The 20479-nt window shown below is 61.8% G+C and carries 19 protein-coding genes, 1 tRNA gene and 1 pseudogene; 16 read left to right on the forward strand and 5 right to left on the reverse strand.

What is annotated here, in order from left to right; all coding sequences use genetic code 11:
- Positions 1–53: 53 nt before the first annotated feature.
- From LG373_RS11765 to LG373_RS11775, 3 genes are read right to left on the reverse strand one after another with little or no spacing between them, the layout of a single operon-like run.
- Complete coding sequence (locus LG373_RS11765; protein WP_225749861.1) at positions 54–1277, reverse strand: ABC transporter permease; 1224 nt, start codon at positions 1275–1277, stop codon at positions 54–56.
- Positions 1264–2445 (reverse strand): ABC transporter permease, encoded by a 1182-nt coding sequence (locus tag LG373_RS11770; protein ID WP_114566245.1) that lies wholly within the window; start codon positions 2443–2445, stop codon positions 1264–1266. The genes LG373_RS11765 and LG373_RS11770 overlap by 14 nt, the downstream gene beginning before the upstream one ends.
- An 8-nt stretch (positions 2446–2453) precedes the next feature.
- Positions 2454–3392, reverse strand: a complete 939-nt coding sequence (locus LG373_RS11775) for an ABC transporter ATP-binding protein (protein ID WP_114566246.1) — start codon at positions 3390–3392, stop codon at positions 2454–2456.
- Positions 3393–3590: 198 nt separating this feature from the next.
- On the opposite strand from LG373_RS11775, the gene LG373_RS11780 reads away from it, so the two are divergent.
- Both LG373_RS11780 and LG373_RS12345 read left to right on the forward strand, forming a co-directional pair.
- Positions 3591–4670, forward strand: a complete 1080-nt coding sequence (locus tag LG373_RS11780) for a sensor histidine kinase (RefSeq protein WP_216528775.1) — start codon at positions 3591–3593, stop codon at positions 4668–4670.
- Positions 4667–5336, forward strand: a pseudogene (locus tag LG373_RS12345) (response regulator). Before LG373_RS11780 ends, LG373_RS12345 begins: the two are co-directional and overlap by 4 nt.
- A gap of 17 nt (positions 5337–5353) precedes the next feature.
- On the opposite strand, the gene LG373_RS11795 reads toward LG373_RS12345, so the two are convergent.
- Both LG373_RS11795 and thrC read right to left on the reverse strand, forming a co-directional pair.
- Complete coding sequence (locus LG373_RS11795; RefSeq protein WP_114566249.1) at positions 5354–5698, reverse strand: winged helix-turn-helix domain-containing protein; 345 nt, start codon at positions 5696–5698, stop codon at positions 5354–5356.
- A 41-nt stretch (positions 5699–5739) separates the two neighbouring features.
- Positions 5740–7296, reverse strand: coding sequence for a threonine synthase (gene thrC / locus LG373_RS11800; protein WP_216528860.1), 1557 nt, complete (start codon positions 7294–7296; stop codon positions 5740–5742).
- Positions 7297–7558: 262 nt separating this feature from the next.
- Between thrC and LG373_RS11805 the strand changes: the two genes are divergently transcribed.
- The 14 genes from LG373_RS11805 to leuB all read left to right on the forward strand — a co-directional run bounded on the left by LG373_RS11805 (position 7559) and on the right by leuB (position 20463).
- Positions 7559–7849, forward strand: coding sequence for a FeoA family protein (locus tag LG373_RS11805; protein ID WP_225749863.1), 291 nt, complete (start codon positions 7559–7561; stop codon positions 7847–7849).
- A gap of 164 nt (positions 7850–8013) precedes the next feature.
- Positions 8014–8250: a FeoA family protein gene (locus LG373_RS11810; RefSeq protein ID WP_114566251.1), complete on the forward strand. Its 237-nt coding sequence runs from the start codon at positions 8014–8016 to the stop codon at positions 8248–8250.
- A 107-nt stretch (positions 8251–8357) separates the two neighbouring features.
- Positions 8358–10712, forward strand: coding sequence for a ferrous iron transporter B (locus tag LG373_RS11815; RefSeq protein WP_114566252.1), 2355 nt, complete (start codon positions 8358–8360; stop codon positions 10710–10712).
- A 108-nt stretch (positions 10713–10820) separates the two neighbouring features.
- Positions 10821–11048: a hypothetical protein gene (locus LG373_RS11820; RefSeq protein WP_114566253.1), complete on the forward strand. Its 228-nt coding sequence runs from the start codon at positions 10821–10823 to the stop codon at positions 11046–11048.
- A 338-nt stretch (positions 11049–11386) separates the two neighbouring features.
- Entirely contained in the window at positions 11387–11767 is a 381-nt protein-coding gene (locus tag LG373_RS11825) for a metal-dependent transcriptional regulator (protein ID WP_114566254.1), read from the forward strand.
- Between the two features lie 432 nt (positions 11768–12199).
- The gene (locus LG373_RS11830) at positions 12200–12991 is read left to right on the forward strand and encodes a septum formation initiator family protein (protein ID WP_225749864.1); all 792 of its coding nucleotides are present in this window, start codon (positions 12200–12202) and stop codon (positions 12989–12991) included.
- 91 nt (positions 12992–13082) lie between these two features.
- Positions 13083–13976, forward strand: a complete 894-nt coding sequence (locus LG373_RS11835; RefSeq protein WP_370632911.1) for a Ppx/GppA family phosphatase — start codon at positions 13083–13085, stop codon at positions 13974–13976.
- 93 nt (positions 13977–14069) lie between these two features.
- A tRNA-Leu gene (locus LG373_RS11840) sits at positions 14070–14154 on the forward strand.
- A gap of 245 nt (positions 14155–14399) precedes the next feature.
- Positions 14400–15449 (forward strand): polyprenyl synthetase family protein, encoded by a 1050-nt coding sequence (locus LG373_RS11845; protein ID WP_216528778.1) that lies wholly within the window; start codon positions 14400–14402, stop codon positions 15447–15449.
- A 219-nt stretch (positions 15450–15668) separates the two neighbouring features.
- On the forward strand, positions 15669–16571 hold the full coding sequence (locus LG373_RS11850) for a peptidoglycan-binding protein (RefSeq protein WP_225749866.1): 903 nt from the start codon (positions 15669–15671) through the stop codon (positions 16569–16571).
- A gap of 294 nt (positions 16572–16865) precedes the next feature.
- The gene (locus LG373_RS11855) at positions 16866–17324 is read left to right on the forward strand and encodes a spore coat protein SP96 (protein ID WP_114566301.1); all 459 of its coding nucleotides are present in this window, start codon (positions 16866–16868) and stop codon (positions 17322–17324) included.
- 159 nt (positions 17325–17483) lie between these two features.
- Positions 17484–18752, forward strand: a complete 1269-nt coding sequence (gene leuC / locus LG373_RS11860) for a 3-isopropylmalate dehydratase large subunit (protein WP_216528780.1) — start codon at positions 17484–17486, stop codon at positions 18750–18752.
- Between the two features lie 15 nt (positions 18753–18767).
- Positions 18768–19262, forward strand: coding sequence for a 3-isopropylmalate dehydratase small subunit (locus LG373_RS11865; RefSeq protein WP_225749867.1), 495 nt, complete (start codon positions 18768–18770; stop codon positions 19260–19262).
- A 91-nt stretch (positions 19263–19353) separates the two neighbouring features.
- The gene (gene leuB / locus LG373_RS11870) at positions 19354–20463 is read left to right on the forward strand and encodes a 3-isopropylmalate dehydrogenase (RefSeq protein WP_114566260.1); all 1110 of its coding nucleotides are present in this window, start codon (positions 19354–19356) and stop codon (positions 20461–20463) included.
- Positions 20464–20479: the final 16 nt, after the last annotated feature.

Below are 20479 nucleotides of genomic sequence, written 5' to 3' on the forward strand. Positions count from 1 at the left end.
GTTGCTTTTTAGAGGGGGCCGACGGCGCTCGTCGACCCCCTCGGCGGCTTCCCTTACGCTCGCGCGGCCGCCGCGTTGCCGCCGGCCCTCGAACTTGACGCTCGCAGCTTTCCGGCAACCAGGCCGGCCGCGATCAAAACGGAGGCGAACAGCAGCACGATGCCGATATCGCCCAGAATGGGGCTGATCGCATCCCAGGACACGGCGTCAAGGCGAAGCGCTCGGCTCACGGCGTCGTTGAACCAGGACGCAGGCGTGAAGTACGCGGCCACCTGCACTTCGGGGGCGAGCAAATCCAGGCTGACCCATGCACCGCCCAAAAACGCCATGAGCAAGCCCAGCACGTTGCCCGCTGCGTTCGCGATGGGCTCGCTCGTTCCTATCTGTCCGAGTAAGAACCCGATGCCCAACGGAACAAGCGAGAACGCCAGCGAAGCGCCCAGCATCAAGGCTATTCCAGCGGGCGGCACGCTTCCTAGCGACGATCCGAACACCGCGATGCCCAAGCCGATGCTGAACCCTCCTATCATCAAAGTTACGGACAGGCAGCCCAAGGTCATCTGCAGCCCGTACGAAAGCGGGCTTACCGGCGACGAGACGTTGCGCCGGGACACGTCGGTGCGGTTGAACGAGTTCATAAGCAGGCTTACGCATACGATGATGGCCACCGTGAGCGTGTACGTGCTCCATTGCAGGTAGAACGCCAGCTGATCGGTAGGGGCTGCGGCGTCTGCCGAGGTGACGGCGTCCACGCTCGCCGTATGCGCGGCCGCCTCGTTCGTCTGCTTCACCAAGCTGTCTGCTTCGGCTGCTTCGTCAAGAGCGGCAGCGGCGGCCACCAGGGAAAGGTACCGATTGACATCTTGATCGAACAGCGATCCTGACATCGACTGGTAGCTGTAAACCGATTCCACAACAGGTGCGTCTCCGCCCGTCCTGGCTGCGTTCACGTACGCTTCCCCGAAGCCGTCGGGAACAATGAACAAGCATTCGACCAGGCCCGTTGCTACGGCGTCTTGCAAAGCGAGCGTGTTGTCCTCCACTTCGACCAGCGTCGCCCGTTCGGCAAGGTGATCTTCCAGGCCGCGCGACAGGTCCGACCCGTCCCGGTCGATCACGGCGATATTGGCCGTGTAGCTTTCGAATTCGTCTTGACCGGTGTCCGCGGCAACGCCGCTGGTGACGAACACGCCCATGGCACTCAGCCATACGGCGTACACTAGCAGGTACACAGGGTGGCTGAGTGCAACGCGAAGGGCTGCCTTAAAGATGCTCATAGCGTTGCCTCCTGATGAAAAGAGCGGACAGGGCGAACAGGACCGCGCCGAATGCAAGCAGAACGAGCGTCTTCTCGAAGAACGGCCCCAGCGCGTCGTAGTAGTACAGGCTGTAGAACAGATCGGTCGTTAGCTTTGCGGGGTTCAACGTGGCGGTTATCGGAAATGCGCGGGCGATGCTGTCGGCAAGCTGCATGCACGGTTCGCCGTACAGGCCCGCGAACAGCGACAGGAAGCAGGTCGCGCCCGTCAGGATGCCCGATTTCGCGGGAAGGCTCATTTTCGGCAGCGCGCCGATAAGGGTGCCGAGCGCCGTGGCCAGCAGCGCGGCGGCCGCCAGTCCCACCATGCACAGCCCTTCTCTTCCTCCGAAGTCCACCCCTACGACGAAGCGAATGTAGGCGAACGCCGCCAAAAGGCATGCAAGGGCCAGCGACCAGCTTGCCGCCAACGTGGCTGCCAGTGCTTTCGTGCGGCTGATCGCCCCTACCGTGCGTCGCGCTCCCAAAATCGAGAGATTGGGTTGCATCTGGCATAGGGCGAACATGGAAACCTGGCTGGTGAACAGGGCCGCCATGCCTAAAAGCGCGTAGTAGAACCGAACGCTTTGGGAAGGCGAGCTGTGCGTGAGCGATACCTGTTCGGTTGCCGCCGGGGCGTCGAGGGCCTGCCGCACGGCGTCGGCGTCGGCCAGTGCAAGCGGGTTGGTGCGGGCGATCTGCGTCAAAAGCTCCGCGTTCTGCGCGTAGGAATCGGCGATGGTCTGCAGGATGGTGGCATTGATGCGGCTCAGGCTGCTGTTAAGGCTTTGCGTTCCCGCTGCCGCGATGAGCACGGGATTGCCCTCGTCGTCGACGGAGAACCCTCCGGCCACCTCGCCGCTTCGGACCAAGTCGCGCGCAGCGTCCTCGCTTGCCACCTGCCGAACGTCCAGCAGTCGGTCGTTGCCGGTGCTCAGCTGGTCGATCATCTGCGCAAACGCAGAGCCTTCATACGCGGCGTCCGCAACCACGACGCTCGGCACGGGACTGATCGACTCCTGTGCGTCAAGCCCTGAGAACATGAACATGAACAGCGTCGAAAGCAAAATGGGGAAGGCGAAGGCCCAGACGAACAACGACGGCGTTCGCGTGAGCATCTTCGCGGTGTATTTGAACGTGGTCCACATGGCCCCTCCTAGGAATCCCGCAGTTCGGTTCCGGTGATCTCCAGGAACACATCGTTGAGGGTGGGCGGTTCCGCCCAAATGCGACCGGGGGCCGCGCCGTGGGATTTCAGCACGTCCAGCACGTCGGCCACGTTGTGCGTGCCGTTGTCGCAAACGGCTTCCAGCGCCTCGCCGTCGAACGATGCGCGCAGTACGTGCGGCAGCTCCCGCACGTCGGCCACAAGCGCTTCGGGAGCTTCGTCCAGCTCGATGCGGATGCGTTCTCCGGTTCTTATCATGGCTTTGAGCTCGTCGTTCGTTCCGGCGGCTATCGTGCGGCCGCGATCCATGATCATGATGCGGCTGCATATATCCTCCACCTCTTCCATGTAGTGGCTCGTGTACACCACGGTGGAGCCTTCGGCGTTCAGGCGCTTGATGCCTTCCAGAATGGAGTTGCGGCTTTGCGGGTCCACGGCTACGGTGGGTTCGTCGAAGAAGATGAGCTCGGGCTTGTGCGCGATGCCGCAGGCGATGTTCAGGCGTCGCAAAAGGCCGCCCGACAGCTTGCGGGGGCGGTGCTTGACGAACTCCTCCAGGCCCACGAACGCGATCGCTTCGTCTACGAGCGCGCGCCGGCGCAGCCGGTCGGACACGTATAGCGAGCAGAAGTAGTCGATGTTCTCGCGCACCGTCATCTCCTCGAACACCGCGACGTTTTGCGGAACCACGCCGATGCGCCGCTTCAGGTCGTAGCGCGTCGGCGCCATGGGCTCTCCGAACAGGTTGATGGTTCCCTTGTCGAAGGTGAGCAGCTGCAAGATGCAGTTGATGGCGGTGGTCTTACCCGATCCGTTCGGACCGAGCAGCCCGAATATCTCGCCGGGGGCGATATGCAGGCTGAAATGGTCGAGCGCGATGGCGCTGCCGTAGCGTTTGACCAGGTTGTCGACGGCTATGATGTCCATGGGGTTCCTTTCTCGGACGCTTCGCGGCGCGTTTTTCCGCAAGTCCGCAAGCGTTGTCATCATAATCGCCCGTTTGATCGGAGTTCGCCAGTGAGCGCGGTCATCCCCTTGGCCGCAAGGCCATGACATCTGTCACGAAAGCGTCGGCGCGCCCATGCCTTTTCCGCAAAGCTTGCGTTGACCTGCTACCATGGGCGCATGGAGAGAATCGTCGACAAGGTTGCCGTGCTTGCCTGCACGGCGTTGGGCGTGGCCGTTGTCGCGTGGAGCGGCGCGTACGTGGCCGCGATGCTGATCGCAGTGCTGTTCTCGGCGCTTGCAGAGGTGCTTCCGCGTCGTTGGGCGCGGTGGCTGCCGTGCTCTTATGCGCTCGCGTGCCTGGTCGATCCGGTGCTCGGCACGTTTCTGCCGCTTGCGGTGTACGATCTGGCGCGCGGCTCCTGCCGGGTTCTTCGGTTTGGATGGCTGCTTCCCGCGTTCGTGTGCGTTCTGCGCATGGAGTCGCTTGCGGCCGTTGTCATGCTGTTCGGATGCGTGCTCGCCTACGCGCTCGCACGTCGCACCGCCGTCAGCTTGCGCGAGAAGGAAGAGGCCCGTCATTTGCGCGATGACCTGCGGGAAGGGACGTTGGCGCTCGAGGAGAAAAACGCCCAGCTGCGCGAGCGGCAAGACCTCGAGGTCCGTTTGGCCACGCTGGCCGAGCGCGGCCGCATCGCTCGCGAGATACACGACAACGTGGGTCATCTTCTGACGCGCGCCATCATGCAAACCGAGGCGCTGCAGGTGGTCCATCGAGACGACGAGCGCGTGCGCTCGGAGCTTGCCCAGGTGGGCGAGACGCTGCACGAGGCCATGGGCACCGTGCGTGCGAGCGTCCATGACCTGCACGACGACGCGTTCGACCTGGAAACGCAGGTGCGCGCTGCGGCCGAGGCGTGCGCGCTGCCGGTTCGCGTTGAGTTTCGGGCGGACCACGTGCCTGCGGAGGTCGGCTACGGCTTCATCGCCATTGTGCGCGAGGCGCTTTCCAACGCGGTGCGTCATAGCAACGCCGGCACGGTAGAGGTTTCGGTGGTGGAGCATCCGGGATTCTATCGGCTTGTCGTGCATGACGACGGCACGCGTCCGCCCGCGATGGGCGAAGACGGGCGCGGCATCGGCCTGACCACGATGGAAGATCGGGCCCGTGCGCTGGGCGGCGTGTTCCGCGTGTCGTTCGAAAAGGGATGCAAGGTGTTCGCGTCCGTGCCGAAAGGCGCGGGGGAGGAGCGGGTATGATCGACGGTTCCAAGGCAAATGGACGGTCCATTCGCGTGGTCGTCGTGGACGACGATGCGTTCGTTGCCGCGTCTCTTGCAACCATTCTGTCGGCCGAGCCCGACGTGGACGTGGTCGCCTGCGGCGAAAACGGGGAAGATGCGGTACGGCTCTACGATGCGCACGAGCCCGACGTGCTGCTCATGGATATCCAGATGCCGGGCATGGACGGCTTGGCCGCGGCCGAGCGCATCTTGACCGCCCGTCCCTCTGCGCGCATCGTGTTTCTGACCACGTTCTCCGATGACGAGTACATCGTTCGCGCACTCCGCCTGGGCGCGCGCGGCTACCTGATCAAGCAGGAGGTTGCCACCATTGCGCCGGCGCTGCGCAGCGTTATGTCCGGCCAGAACGTGCTGGGGGGAGGAGGTGGTGGGCCGCGTGGGCAAGCTCATGGGAAGCCACGCTGCTTCGACGGGCCAACGCGGTGCTCAAAGCGACGGCCTGCTCACCGAACGCGAGCAGGCCGTCGTGTCGCTGGTGGCCGAAGGCCTCGACAACAAGGAAATCGCCGCGCAGCTGTACTTGAGCGACGGAACCGTGCGCAATCACATCAGCACGATCCTGCAGAAGCTGGGATGCAAGAACCGCACCCAGCTTGCCGTTTGGTACTATCGGGGCGCATGAGTCTTCGCGCCCCGGCGCTACACCAAAATGTCGGCGAACGCTTTCTCGGCTTCTTCTTGAAGCTTCTCCTCGATGGACAGGTACGCGTCAAGCAGCTTGTTGCACGAATCGGTCAGGCTGCTGCCGTGCGCCCCGTCGCGATGCAGCAGCTGCATGTCCAGCGCCGACTCGGTGTCTTTGATGATGCGCCAAGCCTTGCTGTACGCCATGCCCATGCTCTTCGCGGCTGCGTTGAGCGATCCCGTTTCTCGTACGCCCAAGCACAGGCTGGCGATGCCCCGCCCGAACAGCGATCCGCTGTCGGAGTCGGGGTTCATGATGGAAAGTCGAATGGTCGGCTTCAGGTTCGCAAGCTCGCTCATGGTCTCGTCCTTTTCTCGTACGGCGCTCGTGGCCGGTTCGTCTATCGTTTGCTCAGGTTGTCAAGGAACCGCAGCGCTGCGGTTTCGATGTCGCCGGTTCCCGCGTCGATCACGTCGGTGAAGCGAATGGGCAGCTCGTCCAGCTCGGCAAGCCCGCGAGGGATGTCGTGCTTGCCCGTTTCGCGCGCGATCAGCTCGTTGAGCGCGCACCCGGTAAGGGCAGCTACGTCGTCCGGCAGCGGCGCGCCCGGTTCGATGTCGTGCAGGGCGCGGTACACGTTGTCGCCGAATTTCGCCCAATGGGCGGTGCTGGCAATGAGCACCGGGTTCTGCCCGCGCAGGTTCTCGGCCACCTGGTAGGCTACGGCCGTATGCGGGTCCAGCAGGTAATCGTGCTCGTCCAGCACGGCCTTGATGGTTGCCAGGCACGCGGCGTTGTCGATGGAGTCGGATGCGAACGTCTCGCGCACGCGGGCGAACGTGCTCTCGTCAATGCGGAAGCGGCCCTGTTCGCGCAGGTCGGCCATCCAGCCGGCGATGGCCTCGGCATTGCGGTCGGTCAGCTCGAACAGCTGGCGCTCCAGGTTCGACGATACCAGAATGTCCATGGACGGCGACGGCGTCAGCACAAAGTCGCGATCGGAAATATCGTACGTGCCCGTGTTGATGAAGTCCGTCAGCACGCGGTTCTCGTTGCTGGCACACAGGAGCATGCCAAGGGGCACGCCCATGCGCTTGGCGTAGTACGCGGCCAGGATGTTGCCGAAGTTGCCGGTGGGAACGCATACGTCCAGCTCGTCGCCGGCGCCCAGCTTGCCATCCGCCACCAGCTGCGCGTAGGCCGATACGTAGTACACCACCTGCGGCAGCAGTCGTCCCCAGTTGATGGAGTTCGCGCTGGAAAGCGCCACGCCCTGCTTGTCAAGCAGCTTCTGCGCGAACGCGTCGTCGTTGAACACGTTCTTCGCGCCCGTTTGGCAGTCGTCGAAGTTCCCGCGCACGCCCCATACCTGCACGTTGCGGCCCTGCTGCGTGGCCATCTGCTTGAACTGGATGTCGCTCACGCCTCCGTCGGGGTACATGACGGCAATGGACACGCCGTCCTGGTCGCGGAACCCTTCGAGCGCCGCTTTGCCCGTGTCGCCGGAGGTGGCTACCAGAATGAGGAATTCGTGGTCAAGTTTTCCCTGGTCGCGCAGCTGGCTGGCGCTGGCGGAGAAGAACCGCGGCAGGCACTGCAGCGCCATGTCCTTGAACGCGCTCGTGGGGCCGTGCCACAGCTCCAGCACGTGCGTGTTCGCGTTGAGCGACGAAATAGGGCAGACGGCCTGGCTATCGAAGTTGTCGCCGTAAGCCTGAGCCATAAGCGCGTCTACGGTTTCGGCCGGCAGGTCAACGTCGAAGGCGCGGTAAACGTAGGATGCGCGCTGCGCGTACGGCATCTGGGCCAACGCGGTTATGTCCTCAAGGGAAAGCTGCGGAATGCTCTGGGGAACGTACAGCCCGCCGCCTGCGGCCAGACCGTCGACGACGGCTTCCGTGAACGTAACCGGGCGTTCGGTCCGCCCGCGCGTATCGATATAGAGGTTTTCAGCCATGTTCTGCGCTTTCTGCCCGAAGTCCTGCAGTTCATTATCCATTTTCAGTATACTATGCGGCCCTCGTCGGCAAGCAGGAGAATCGGCAAGGGAATTACGCTCTTCGCCGAAGGCCGCGCCCATCGTTCGCTCCGAAACCGCAATCGGCTTGCGGTCCCGCCTTCGCGTCCGTCTGTAGAAAATGTTAACTATGGCTTCCATTTGCAAAATGTTTGCTATAAGATACTTTGTGTTATACAAAGCTAACTCGATGGGAGTCGACATGGACAACGCAGTGGCTGCCAGCACGCAGGGAGCTATTTCTCAAGCCTCGGTGCCGAGCGCGACGGTTCATCAAATGCCGCTATCGTTTTTGAGAAGCGGGGAGGTGGCCGTGATCGCGAAGGTGCGAGGCAAAGGCGAGCTGCGCCATCATCTGGAAACCCTGGGATTCGTCGAGGGCGTCCAAGTGCAGGTCGTCGCGCATGCGGCTGGCGACTTGATCGTGGAGATCAAGGGTTCCCAAGTTGCGTTGAGCCAGCAGGTGGCGTCGCGCATCATCACTGCAGCTTAAAAAGCGGCTTCTGCGCGGAAGCACGGTTTTTCACCGTGCGCTTTCGTGCGTGCTTCGCCCCACGCCGTGCCGAACGGTTTCGCAATCAGCGACCAAGGTGCCGCGCGCGGGGCGTTTCTGTCGGGCGAGCAAAGCGGAAATAGAGTTAAGGAAGGAGAACGTGCATGACTGAAGGTCAGAACAGAACGCTGCGCGACGTGGCAATTGGGGAGGTGGCTACCGTCCGCCGTCTAACGGGGGAGGGCGCCCTTAAGCGCCACATCATGGACATGGGCATCACGAAGGGCACGGACGTGTTCGTTCGCAAGGTTGCGCCGCTTGGCGATCCGCTTGAGGTCACGGTGCGCGGCTACGAGCTGTCGCTGCGCAAAAGCGAAGCGGAAAGCATCCTCGTCGGCTGACGCTCTCGCGCGTGCGCGAAGCATGCGTCAGATGACGAGGATCGGCGCGAAAGCGCTTCTTTTTTGGGAATGAGTTAGCAGAAGTTAACTTGCTGGAAAGGCAGACAATGACAATTCGAATAGCGCTTGCCGGAAACCCTAACTGCGGCAAGACCACGATGTTCAACGACCTGACCGGTGCAAGCCAATACGTTGGCAACTGGCCGGGCGTGACCGTCGAAAAGAAAGAGGGCAAGTACACCCGCAACAAAGACATCGTCATCACGGACCTTCCGGGCGTGTACTCGTTGTCCCCGTACTCTCCTGAAGAGATCGTGACGCGCGACTACCTGCTGAAGGGCGGGCCGGACGCCGTCATCAACTTGGTTGACGCTACGAACCTCGAGCGCAACCTGTACCTGACCACGCAAATCCTCGATCTGGGCGTGCCGGTGGTCGTTGCGCTCAACATGATGGACCTGGTGAAGAAAAACGGCGACAAGATCGACGTCCCCGGCTTGTCCGCACGGCTGGGCTGCCCGGTCATCGAGACTTCGGCGCTCAAGGGCCATGGCATGGAGCAGCTTTTGGACGCCGCCGTGAAAGCGGCGAAGGAAGGCGCGGCTCCGAAGCCTCGGCTGCCGTTCGATGCGGTCGTCGAAGACGCCGTTGTCAAGATCGAGGGCATTCTGGGCAGGCGCGTTTCTCCCGCTACGGCGCGCTGGTTCGCCATCAAGCTGTTCGAGGGCGAGGACATGACCGTTGCCAGCTTGGACCTTCCCGCAAAAGATCTCAGTGCCATCGATGCCTTGCGCAAAGAGGTCGAAGACGCGCTTGACGATGACGCCGAGAGCATTATCACAACCGAACGCTACGATGCCGTTACGCAGGTGGTTGCCGATACGGTGAAGCGCTCGAGCAAGGGCATGACCTCGACGCAGAAGATCGACCGCGTGGTGACCAACCGCTGGCTGGGCCTGCCCATCTTCGTGGTGATCATGGCGCTTGTGTACTATCTGGCCATTTCCGTGGGAACGGGCGTCGTTACCGACTGGGCGAACGACGGCATTTCCGGCGACGGATGGCTCTACACCGGCAACGAGCAGTACGAAGAAGCCGTCGGCGCCTGGGAAGAGAGCGTGGCCGAGGCCGAGGAGGCCGGGGCCAGCGAAGAGGAAATCGCGTCCCTTAAAGAGGAGGAGCCCGATCCCTCCGAGTTCGGCCTGTGGATTCCCGGTTTGGGCACGGTGCTGGGAGACGCCCTTGAATCGGCCGACGTCGCCCCGTGGCTCCAAAGCCTTATCATGGACGGCATCGTCGCGGGCGTGGGAGCCGTTATCGGGTTCGTTCCGCAGATGATCATCTTGTTCTTGCTGCTCGCGTTCTTGGAGGGCTGCGGGTATTTGGCGCGCGTCGCCTTCATCATGGACCGCATCTTCCGCCGGTTCGGCCTGTCGGGCAAGAGCTTTATCCCCATGTTGGTGGCTTCCGGTTGCGGCGTGCCCGCCGTCATGGCCACGAAGACCATCGAGAACGAGCGGGATCGCCGCATGACCATCATGACGACCACCATGATTCCCTGCGGCGCGAAAATGCCCATCATCGCGCTGGTGTTCGGCGCCATTGCGGGCGGCAATACCGCGGAAACCTGGTGGGTCGCGCCGTTGTTCTACTTCTTGGGCGTCATCGCCATCATCATTTCCGGCATCATGTTGAAAAAGACCCGCATGTTCGCGGGCGAGGTGTCCCCGTTCGTCATGGAACTGCCGTCCTATCACCTGCCTACGGTGAAGTCCATCTTGTTGGCTACGTGGGAGCGCATTCGAAGCTACATCGTGAAGGCCGGTACCATCATCTTCCTGTCCACCATCGTCATCTGGTTCCTCATGAACTTCGGCGACACGGGCGCGGGCTTCGGCTTGCTTGATTCCGAGGCCGAAGGCTACATCCAGCAAAGCCTTATGGCTGGCTTGGGAAATGCGATCGGCTGGGTGTTCGCGCCGCTTGGCTTCGGCGACTGGCAGGCTACGGTCACGTCCGTCACCGGATTGGTGGCGAAGGAGAACGTCGTGGCCACCGTTGGCATCATCACCAGCTTGGGCGATGCGGGCGAGGCCGACCCCACCATGTGGGCCGCGTTCGCCGGCATGATGGCGGGTTCCGTTCCGGCGATCTTGGCCTTCTGCGCCTTCAACCTGCTGTGCGCGCCGTGCTTCGCTGCTATCGGCACTATCCGCCGCCAGATGGAAAGCGCGAAGTGGACATGGTTCGCCATCGGGTACATGACCGTGTTCGCATGGTGCGTGGGGCTTATGTTCTACCAGTTCGGCGGCTTGTTGTCCGGCGAGGTGGAGTTCAACGTGTGGACGGTTGTGGCCATCGTGATTCTGGGCGGCATGCTGTTCCAGATGTTTCGCCCCATGCCGTCGTACAAGAAGAAAAACGCTGTCGAGGGCTTGAAGGCCGAAGGCGGCGCTGCGTAGGCTCGTGAAGCTGGATCGCGAACGAGAATCTTGCTGAAGGGGTTGGGCGGCGCGCCAAGACGGGGCGCCGCCCGCCCGCATTTGCAGCATATTGGAAAGGAGCTGGACATGTTCGGTTTGGAATTCACCCCCGCTACGGTGATCGTGGGACTGCTGGTTGCGGCGTTGGCATTTCTGGCCGTGCGCCGCATGTGGCGCAACGGCATGTGCGATTGCCACAAGGGCGACGACGCCCACGGAGGATCGTGCTCGGGAGGTTGCGGAGGCTGCGCCGGCTGCGGAGCCGTCGACCAGATGATGGCCGATATGAAGAAGGCGGCGGACGCCCGTCGCTGAGCGAGCATCGAAGGGGATTGCCCCGGGTTCGCGATATATGGAGGAATTGTATGCCAAAGCAAACTTTCCTCAAAGGTAGTTGACGTGCAGATCAAAGTTAACCTATACTAACAAATGTCAACAGGGACGCGAAAGCAAACCTGAAGGACACCTCCTCTTTTTGCTGACCCGGTGGTGGAGACTCCCTCGTCTGGTCGTCCACCACACAGCAGCCGGCGAGGGATCTTCCCCCTCTTCCCTCGTCGGCACTCTCCTCGTACTGCTTCCATTCTGTTCGGGCTTCCCCTGCTCTTGCGATGCCGTGTGGTACCATAGCACGGTGATCGAAGGAGGATTCAGTGGAAAAGATGTCCATGTCGCACGAAGACTACCTTGAGGCGATCGTCATGCTGGGGGGTACGACGGAAGCGTCCGTGAGGTCGGTTGATATTGCGACGAAGCTTGGCGTTTCCAAGGCTTCGGTGAATAAAGCCGTTTCGCTGCTCAAGGAAAAGGGCCTGGCCGAGCAGCCTTACTACGGGGATATCACGTTGACCGACGAGGGGTACGAATACGGCGTGTCGGTGCTCGATCGGCATCACATGCTGTTTACGTTCTTGACCAAGGCTCTCGGAGTGCCGGACGAGCAAGCCGAGAAGGAGGCGTGCCTCATGGAGCATGCTATCAGCGACGATTCGTACAAAAAATGGAGTTCTTATATTAAGAAACTCGATTTGTAAGGGTGTTCGGGCCGCGTTCGCGCGGCCCTTTTTTCGCGGCTATCAAGGCGTTCAGCAAATTGGAGACAGGCCGTTTCGAGCCGTTGCCTTCGGTGGCAGCTCGGGTTGCGGTGTGGTATCCTTGCAGCAGCTCTCGCATTAAACAAACCATTCAACGAAACACGATGCAAAAGGGGCGCAATCCAGGTGTCAAGGCAGGCGAATATTCTCTCGTTCGACGAGGCAAAACGCGACGTGGGCGCATACCGCTCATCGAGGGTCGTGCCATCGATGCCCCCTCGGTTCTCCGATGATCTTTCCACCTTCGAATCGCCGTTTCGGCAGGCTTCCGCCCGCGGCTCTTCGTCGCGCGCTTCGGCGTCGACGGTGCGGGCCGTTGCGTCTTCTCGTTTCGAGCAGCCCCGCGCTTCCGCGCGCAGCGGAAGGAATGCCGTGCGCGTCGAGCCGTCTCGCCCGGCTTCGGTCGGCCGTCATGCCCGCTTGTCCGACGATCCGTTCGGCGCTTCGAGCCGTTCGGCAGCGGCGGATCGTCCGGTTTCGCGCCGCAGCGACGAAGCGGATCGAGACGATGGCGATCGCGCCGAGAACCGCGGCGGCGAACGCGTGTCCCGGATGGCCGCTTTCAAGAAGAAGCGCGCCAAGGACAAGGCGGGTCGGGCGTTCGCCAAACAGTTCGGGGACGCGCGTCAGGGGTCGGACGGGGAAGCGTCGGGCTCTCGCGCTGCCGTGTACAAAGGCGAGATGGGCGCGAAGCATCGGCAGGCTGCGCGCATGCAGAACGAGTCGAGCCCCCGTGCGTCCAAGAAGCGCGGCTTCTCGTTCGGTTCCGTTGCGGCGTTGAAATCGTCTCCGAAGTTCATAGCCACGGCCGCGGTTGCCGCGTGCTTGGCTCTTTCGTGCGTGTTCCTGTACCCGGCCGCCCAGCAGTACTATCACGCGGTTCGTGAAAACGATCGCTTGCAGGCGGAGTATGCTGCCCTCGAAGAGCGCAACGAGGCCCTGCAAAGCGACGTGTCGTCCCTTCAGACCGATTCGGGCGTGGAGGCGCGCGCTCATGAGCAGTTCGGATGGGTGAAAGACGGCGAAGAAACGGCTACCGTGCGCGGCCTTGAAATCGAGAAAGAGGACGCCAGCACGTTTCGCGCCAACATAACCCCCGGCAGCATCGAGGCTCCCGATACCTGGTACTCGCCGTTTTTCGATGCGCTGTTCGGTGTCGAGTAGGAGGCCTTTCGTGGAAAAAGACGTCGACGGCTCGCGCGTGCTGCATGCTGGCCGATACGCGGCAATCGATATCGGAACCGTGACGTGCCGCATGTTGGTTGCGGACGTGGACGAGCAAGGACGGCTGCACGAGCTGGATCGCGAATACCAGATCACGAACCTTGGCGAAGGGGTGGATGCTTCGGGCGTGCTGAAGCCTGAGGCCATGGAGCGCGTGGCGTCTGCCGTGAAGGGTTATCGCGAGGTGTTGGATTCCTTCGTCTCGCTTGATCATCCGCTGGTGCACGTGACCGCTATGGCCACGTCGGCTGCGCGCGACGCGCGCAACGCCGCGGAATTCGCAGGCATGCTGTCTGCGCTGGGCGTTTCCCTGTCGGTTATTCCGGGGCAGAAGGAAGCGTCGCTCTCGTTCAAAGGGGCTTCGTGCGATTTTCCCGGCGAGCAGCTTGTGGTCGTCGACATCGGCGGGGGCTCTACCGAGGTCGTAGCAGGTCCTTCCGGCGGCGATCCCGTGAAATCCCATTCGTTCAACATCGGGTGTCGTCGCGTGACGGAAAAGTTCCTGGCCTCCGATCCTCCAAGCTGCGCCGAGCTGCAGGCCGCTCGTGCGTGGATTTCTTCGGGCATGTCCTTGTTTTTCGAGGAGTTGAGGGCGTCGGGCTTTCGCGCTGATCGGCTGGTCGCGGTGGCGGGAACGGCTACAACGGTGGTTTCCATCCGCGAGCGCATGAGCGTTTACGACACCGCTCGCGTTCACAAGGCGCTGGTCGACCGTCCTGCGCTCGATCAGGTGTACGACCAGCTTCGCAGCGTTGCGCTTGCCGATCGCGAGCAGATCGTGGGGCTGGATCCTGGACGCGCTCCCGTGATCGTGGCGGGGATGATCATCCTGCAAAGCGTGCTTGATTCGGCGGGCATGGATTCTTTCACGGTAAGCGAGTCGGATATCTTGCACGGCATTATTCTGGATGCGGCAACGCGCTAGTTCATCCGGTCATACGGCTCAAAATTTGCTACCATATACCGCGTCGAAAAAAGCCTTGCGCGTTTGGGGCTGATCGACGATGCGCGGCAACGGGGGAGCGTGGCGGAATTGGCATACGCAGCGGACTTAAAATCCGCCGGCTTCGGTCTTGTGGGTTCGAGTCCCACCGCTCCTACCATACTATGCGCGCGCGGCAGCCGCGTGAGGGCTGCGACCGTTCGGTCGTTCCGCGTTCCTCGTGCATGGTGCTGCCCCGTTCGGCGAGGTTTCGCGCTTTCGATTATGTTCCATTTCGCATAATCTTTGGCGGATATGCGGAGAAAGCGAAAAAATGAACCGCTGGGGAACCGTCGAGAAACCATATTCAATTCTTGTGATACCATGAGGTTTCCGGAATTTGTCAAAGCTTACAGAGAAAGCGCTATGGACAACATCAACGAGATCATCGCCGCAGTGGAAGAGCCCCCCGAGTCGTTCGAAGAGTATTTGACGGTGTACGCCGACCGCGTCGGCGGCTTAGTCAATGCGTATATTCCGAAGGGCTCGCATGCCGATATGGATCGCTACCTGTACGATCCTCTTATCGAGTACAGCAAAAACGGGGGAAAGCGCCACCGTCCGCTCATTTGCTTCGCCGCATGTCGCGCCGTTGGCGGGGACATGTCGCGCGCTACGAGCGCTGCGGCCGCCATCGAGCATTTCCATACAGCTGCGCTTATTCACGACGACATCGCCGACGAGGCCGAGCTTCGTCGTGGTGAGCCGTGCATGCACCTGACGGAAGGGTACGGCCTTGCCATTAACGCCGGTGACCTGGCTCTTTCCCTGGTGAACGGGACCGTGATCTCCGACCCGAACCTGGATGACTCCATGAAGGTTCGCGTGATCTCCGAGCTTATCGAGATGACGCGCCGAACCATCGAGGGCCAGGCGCTTGACATTGGCTGGGCGCGCGACGGTCGCTACGACATCACGCCCGAGGACTACTTGGTCATGGCCACGCACAAGACCGCGCATTACTCGGGTGCGGTGCCCCTGGCAATCGGCGCCATCATCGGCGGCGGTACCGAGGTTGAAATCGAGGCCCTGCGCAATTACGGTTTGGACACGGGTCTTGCATTCCAGATCCAGGACGACCTTTTGAACCTTGTGGGGTCCGAGGAAAGCACGAAGAAGGACTTCCGCAACGATATTACCGAGGGCAAGCGCACGCTCGTGGTGGTTCACGCGTTGCAGAATTCCCCGAAGCGCGATCGCTTGATCGAGATTCTTTCGTCGAAGGAGAAAGATCCGAAGGTGTTGGCCGAGGCTGTGGCCATCATGGAGGAGTCCGGCAGCATAGATTATGCGCGCAACTACGCCGAAAACCTGACCGACATTGCCAAGAATCGCCTGATCGATTTAGTGAGGCCGTCGACGGCGCTCGACTTGCTGGTCGGTATGGCGGACTGGTTCGTCAACCGCCTGAAATAAGGCAAGGAAACGGAACGGGGCCGGTGCCTCGCTTCGATAGATGAAGCAAGCGGGGCGGCCACACGGCCGCCCTTTTTGGATGGATTGAGGCGAATCTGCGAGCTGCGTAAGCGACCGGCGAAGCGAAGGGCCGGCCTTCTTCGCCCTGCAGGGCTCTTGCTCTGTTCCTCTTGTGGAACCTCGCCTGGATCCGAGGCTGGCTCGGCGGGGTACGCTACCATGGCAGGCATGGATACCATTAAGCGACATGACACCGGTCCGGCCGTCGAAGACGTGCAGCAGCGTTTGGCGACGATCGGCTTGCTGGCTCCTGCGGGCGTTGACGGAACGTTCGGCGAGGCGACCGCCGCCGCCGTTCGCGCGTTCTGCGGGCAGCGAAACATTCCCGTGACCGACGAGGTCGATGATCGCGTGTGGGCGGCTTTGGTTGACGCCTCGTTCACGCTGGGCGATCGTACGCTGTATCTGCGCATGCCTCATTTTCACGGGCATGACGTTTTGGAGCTTCAGCGGGCGCTGGGTGCGCTCGGGTTCGCCTGCGGCGCGACCGACGGGATTTTCGGCGCGTTCACGGAGCTGGCCCTTCGCAAGTTCCAGCTGAACATGGGGCTGCCTTCCGATGGAATCGCCGGGGCGTACACGTACGGCGCCATTCGCAACCTCCATCACTCGTGGGAGGGCAAGGAAGCGGTTCACGGCTCCAATCACCTGGGCTTCGCGCGCGCTGCCGACGTGCTGGAGCACAACGCGCTTTGCCTGTTCGGAACGCAGGAGTTCACGCGCAGCGTGGCTTCGCGCATGTCGAACTTGGCGTTGGCGACCAATCCTGCGTCCAAGATCATGAGCGCTGATTCGCTGCTGGTTGCCCCTGATGGCAACATGCTGCTCGTTCATATTGTTTTGCCTGATGAGGCTACCGAGAACGTTCCTCGCGTGAGCTTTGACGACGAAGGCACTTTGTCGCTTCGTTTGGAGACGGCCATCGGGGTTGCCGACTCGTCCGCTCCTTCGCGCATCGCCATTGAGCTGCCCGGCACCATGTGGGAGGATGCCGGCGTTGGCCGTTCCGCCCAGCATTTTGCCATCGCCTTGCTCGACGCGCTGTGCACGGCGCTTTCGTAAACGCGATTGCTTCCTGGGCTTTCCTTGCTTTCGAAAGGCTCTCAAAGACCCTCGGCGGAGGGTCTTTTGCTTGCGTGCGGAGTACGGAGCGCCCGCTCCGTCTGCTTCTTTCAGGCTACACCATCCGATGTATTTGGGTTTCGATTCGTTGACGGTGCTCCTTTGCGGTGCGCGCGCCCTTTATACTGGGGACAGGCGGCATTGACGTGCCGCGCGTTTCGTCCATGCGAGACGCCTGAGAAAGCCGCATCGCATGGACGAAAACGAAGTATACCGATGGAAAGCAGGTTCATTATGAGCGAAGAGAACAAGAACGATCAGGTTGCTCCCGAGGCCCCGCAGGCTTCCGAGCAGCAGGCGGCTCCTCAGCCTCCGACGACAGCTCCGGTCCCTCCGCAGCAGCCTCCGATGGGCCAGCCCCAGCCTCAGCCTCAGGCTCAGCCCCCTTACGTCCCGCAGCCCGTCTATCCGCCCGCGCCGCTCATGCAGCTGACCGGCGGCATGAAGTTTGGCTGGCTGGTAGTGGGCGCTCTTCTGGGCATTCCGGGCATCATCATCGCCTGGCTGGCGAACGCCGACAAGGTCGCGCAGGTGAAAAGCGATGCGCTCAAGTTCTCGATCATCGGCTTCGTCATCTGGATCGTGCTCGGCCTCCTGTTGAGCTTGATGATCGGCGGCATGGTTACGGCGCTTGTCGCGGGAGCGATGGGTTCTGCTGGCTACTATGGTTACGACTACCACGGATCTTGGTAGTTGGCCGGTTTTATCTGGAAATCGCTTCACATCGAAGGGCCCTTCGGGGCTCTTCTTTTTTACCGGTAAATCCCAGTGGTACAATGGGCGACGATTTCCTATCTGCTCGCGGCTCGAACGCGAGTCCAGACGAGACCACCGCATACAAAGGAGTGAAACATGGCACGTCCCATGACCATGGCGGAGAAAATTCTTGCCGCCCATGCGGGGCTCGACGAAGTGGAGCCAGGTCAACTGATCGAATGCGATCTCGACCTCGTGCTATCTAACGACGTTACAGCCCCCATCGCTGTCAAGGAATTCCGCAAGATCGGCGTCGAGAAGGTGTTCGATCCTACGAAGATCGCCCTGGTGCCCGACCACTATGTTCCCAACAAGGACATCAAAAGCGCCGAACAGGCCAAGATCGTTCGCGACTTCGCGCGCGAGCAGGGCATTACCCATTACTACGAAGTGGGCTGCATGGGCGTCGAGCATGCGCTGCTGCCCGAGCAGGGCGTTGTGGGCGCGGGCGATCTCATCATCGGCGCGGACAGCCATACCTGCACGTACGGTGCGCTCGGCGCGTTCGCTACGGGCGTAGGCTCAACCGACGCGGGCGTGGGCTACGCCACCGGCAAGGCATGGTTCAAGGTGCCCGAAAGCCTGCTGTTCAGGATCGACGGCGAGCTTGCTCCTGGCGTGACCGGCAAGGACGTCATCCTGCATATCATCGGCATGATCGGCGTAGACGGAGCCTTGTACCAAGCTATGGAGTTCACGGGCAGCGCCATTTCCAACATGGGCATGGACGAGCGCATGTCCATTTCCAACATGGCTATCGAAGCGGGCGGCAAAGCGGGCCTCATCGAGGTTGACGACGTGACGCGCGCCTACATGGACGGCCGCGTGGAGCGTCCTTATACCGAATACCATCCCGACCCGGATGCGCAGTACGCGAAGGTCTACCAGATTGACGCAGCGTCCATTCAGCCGACGGTCGCGTTTCCGCATTTGCCGTCGAATACGCGTCCGGTTGCCGAAGCGCGCGACGTGCGCATCGACCAAGCTGTTATTGGAAGCTGCACGAACGGTCGCATCGTGGACATGCGCCAAGCTGCCGACGTGCTGCGCGGTCGGAAGGTTCATCCCAACGTGCGTTGCATCGTGATCCCGGCCACGCAAGCGGTGTACCGTCAGTGCATGGAAGAGGGCCTGATGGACGTGTTCCTCGACGCGAACTGCGCCGTGTCCACTCCTACGTGCGGTCCGTGCCTGGGCGGTTACATGGGCATTCTTGCCGCTGGCGAGCGTGCTATCGCCACCACCAACCGCAACTTCGTCGGCCGCATGGGCGACCCCACCAGCGAGGTGTACCTGTCCTCGCCGGCCGTTGCCGCGGCAAGCGCCGTGCTGGGTCGTATCGGCCTGCCGGAAGACCTGGACTAGGAAAGGGAAGCTGCCATGCATTTCAAGGGAACCGCGCACCGTTACGGGCGCGATATCGATACCGACGTTATCATTCCGGCTCGCCATCTGACCACGTCTGATCCGGCTGAGCTGGCGAAACATTGCCTGGAGGATCTGGACGCCTCGTTCGTCGAGCGCGTGCAGCCGGGCGACATCATCGTGGCCGACGAGAACTTTGGTTGCGGAAGCTCGCGCGAGCATGCGCCCATCGCCATCAAGGCGGCGGGCGTCGACGTGGTCATCACCAAGAGCTTCGCGCGCATCTTCTACCGCAATTCCATCAACACGGGGCTGGCCATCATGGAGTGCCCCGAAGCGGTGGATGCCATTTCCCAGGGCGACATGGTGAACGTGGACGCCGATGCAGGCATCATCACGAACGAGACGACGGGCGACGTGTTCCAGGCTCAGCCGTTCCCGCCGTTCATTCGCGAGATCATCGAAGCGGGCGGCCTGATCAACCGGACTAAGTCGAAACTGGGAAAGTAAGCCGTTCCGCCGTTTTGCGAACGGCGGAGCAGTTCGGCGCTGCCGCAGAAAGCCTCGTTGACTTTATCGGACCCGCAACGTAAGGAAACCCATGACCAAAACCTACAACATCTGCCTGCTTCCGGGCGACGGCATCGGTCCGGAGATCATCGCCGAGGGCGTCAAGGTGCTCGATGCCGTGGGCGCGAAGTACGGCACGACGTTCTCCTATACCGAAGCGCTTATCGGAGGCTGTGCTATCGATGCGTGCGGCACTGCGCTTCCCGACGAGACGCTGCGTGCGGCCGAAGCTTCCGACGCCGTGTTGCTGGCGGCTGTCGGCGGTCCGAAGTGGGACACGACCGATCCCCAGAAACCGCGTCCCGAACAGGGACTTTTGGGTATTCGCAAGGCGCTTGGCCTGTACACGAACCTGCGTCCCGTACAGATTTTCGACGCGCTTTCCGAGGCGTCCACGCTCAAACCGGAAATCGTAGAGGGCGTGGACATGATGATCGTGCGCGAATTGACGGGCGGTTTGTACTTTGGCAAGCGCGAGCGATTCTACAACGAGGAAGGCTGCGGAGCGCAGGGCGCTCCCGGCCAGCGCGCCTACGATACGCTGGAGTACCGCGAGTACGAAGTGGAGCGCATCGCTCGCCAGGCGTTCGAAGCTGCGCGAAGGCGCCGCAACAAGGTGACGAGCGTCGACAAGGCGAACGTGCTGGAAACGAGCCGCATGTGGCGCGAAATCGTGCATCGCATCGGCGCCGACGAGTATCCGGACGTGGAGCTCGAGGACCTGCTGGTGGACAATACGGCCATGCAGCTGATCAGCCGCCCGGTTGATTTCGACGTAGTGGTGACCGAGAACATGTTCGGCGACATCCTGTCCGACGAGGCAGCGCAGATTACGGGTTCTTTGGGGATGCTTGCCAGTGCAAGCCTTGGCGACGGCACGGCGCTCTACGAGCCCAGCCACGGCAGCGCGCCGGATATCGCAGGTCGGGGTGTTGCGAACCCGCTTGCGCAGATCCTTTCGGTGGAAATGATGCTGCGCTACAGCTTCGGCATGCAGGAAGCAGCCGACGATATCCATCGTGGCGTGACATCCGTTCTTGACGAGGGGTGGCGCACGGGCGATATCAGGCAGCTTGACACGCCTGCCAACAAGGTTGTCGGCACGGGTGCGATGGGCGATCTGGTGGTTGCTCGCATGTGAATCGGCCCTTTTGCGC

Source organism: Paraeggerthella sp. Marseille-Q4926, from assembly GCF_916618935.1.
Lineage (GTDB): Bacteria > Actinomycetota > Coriobacteriia > Coriobacteriales > Eggerthellaceae > Paraeggerthella > Paraeggerthella hominis.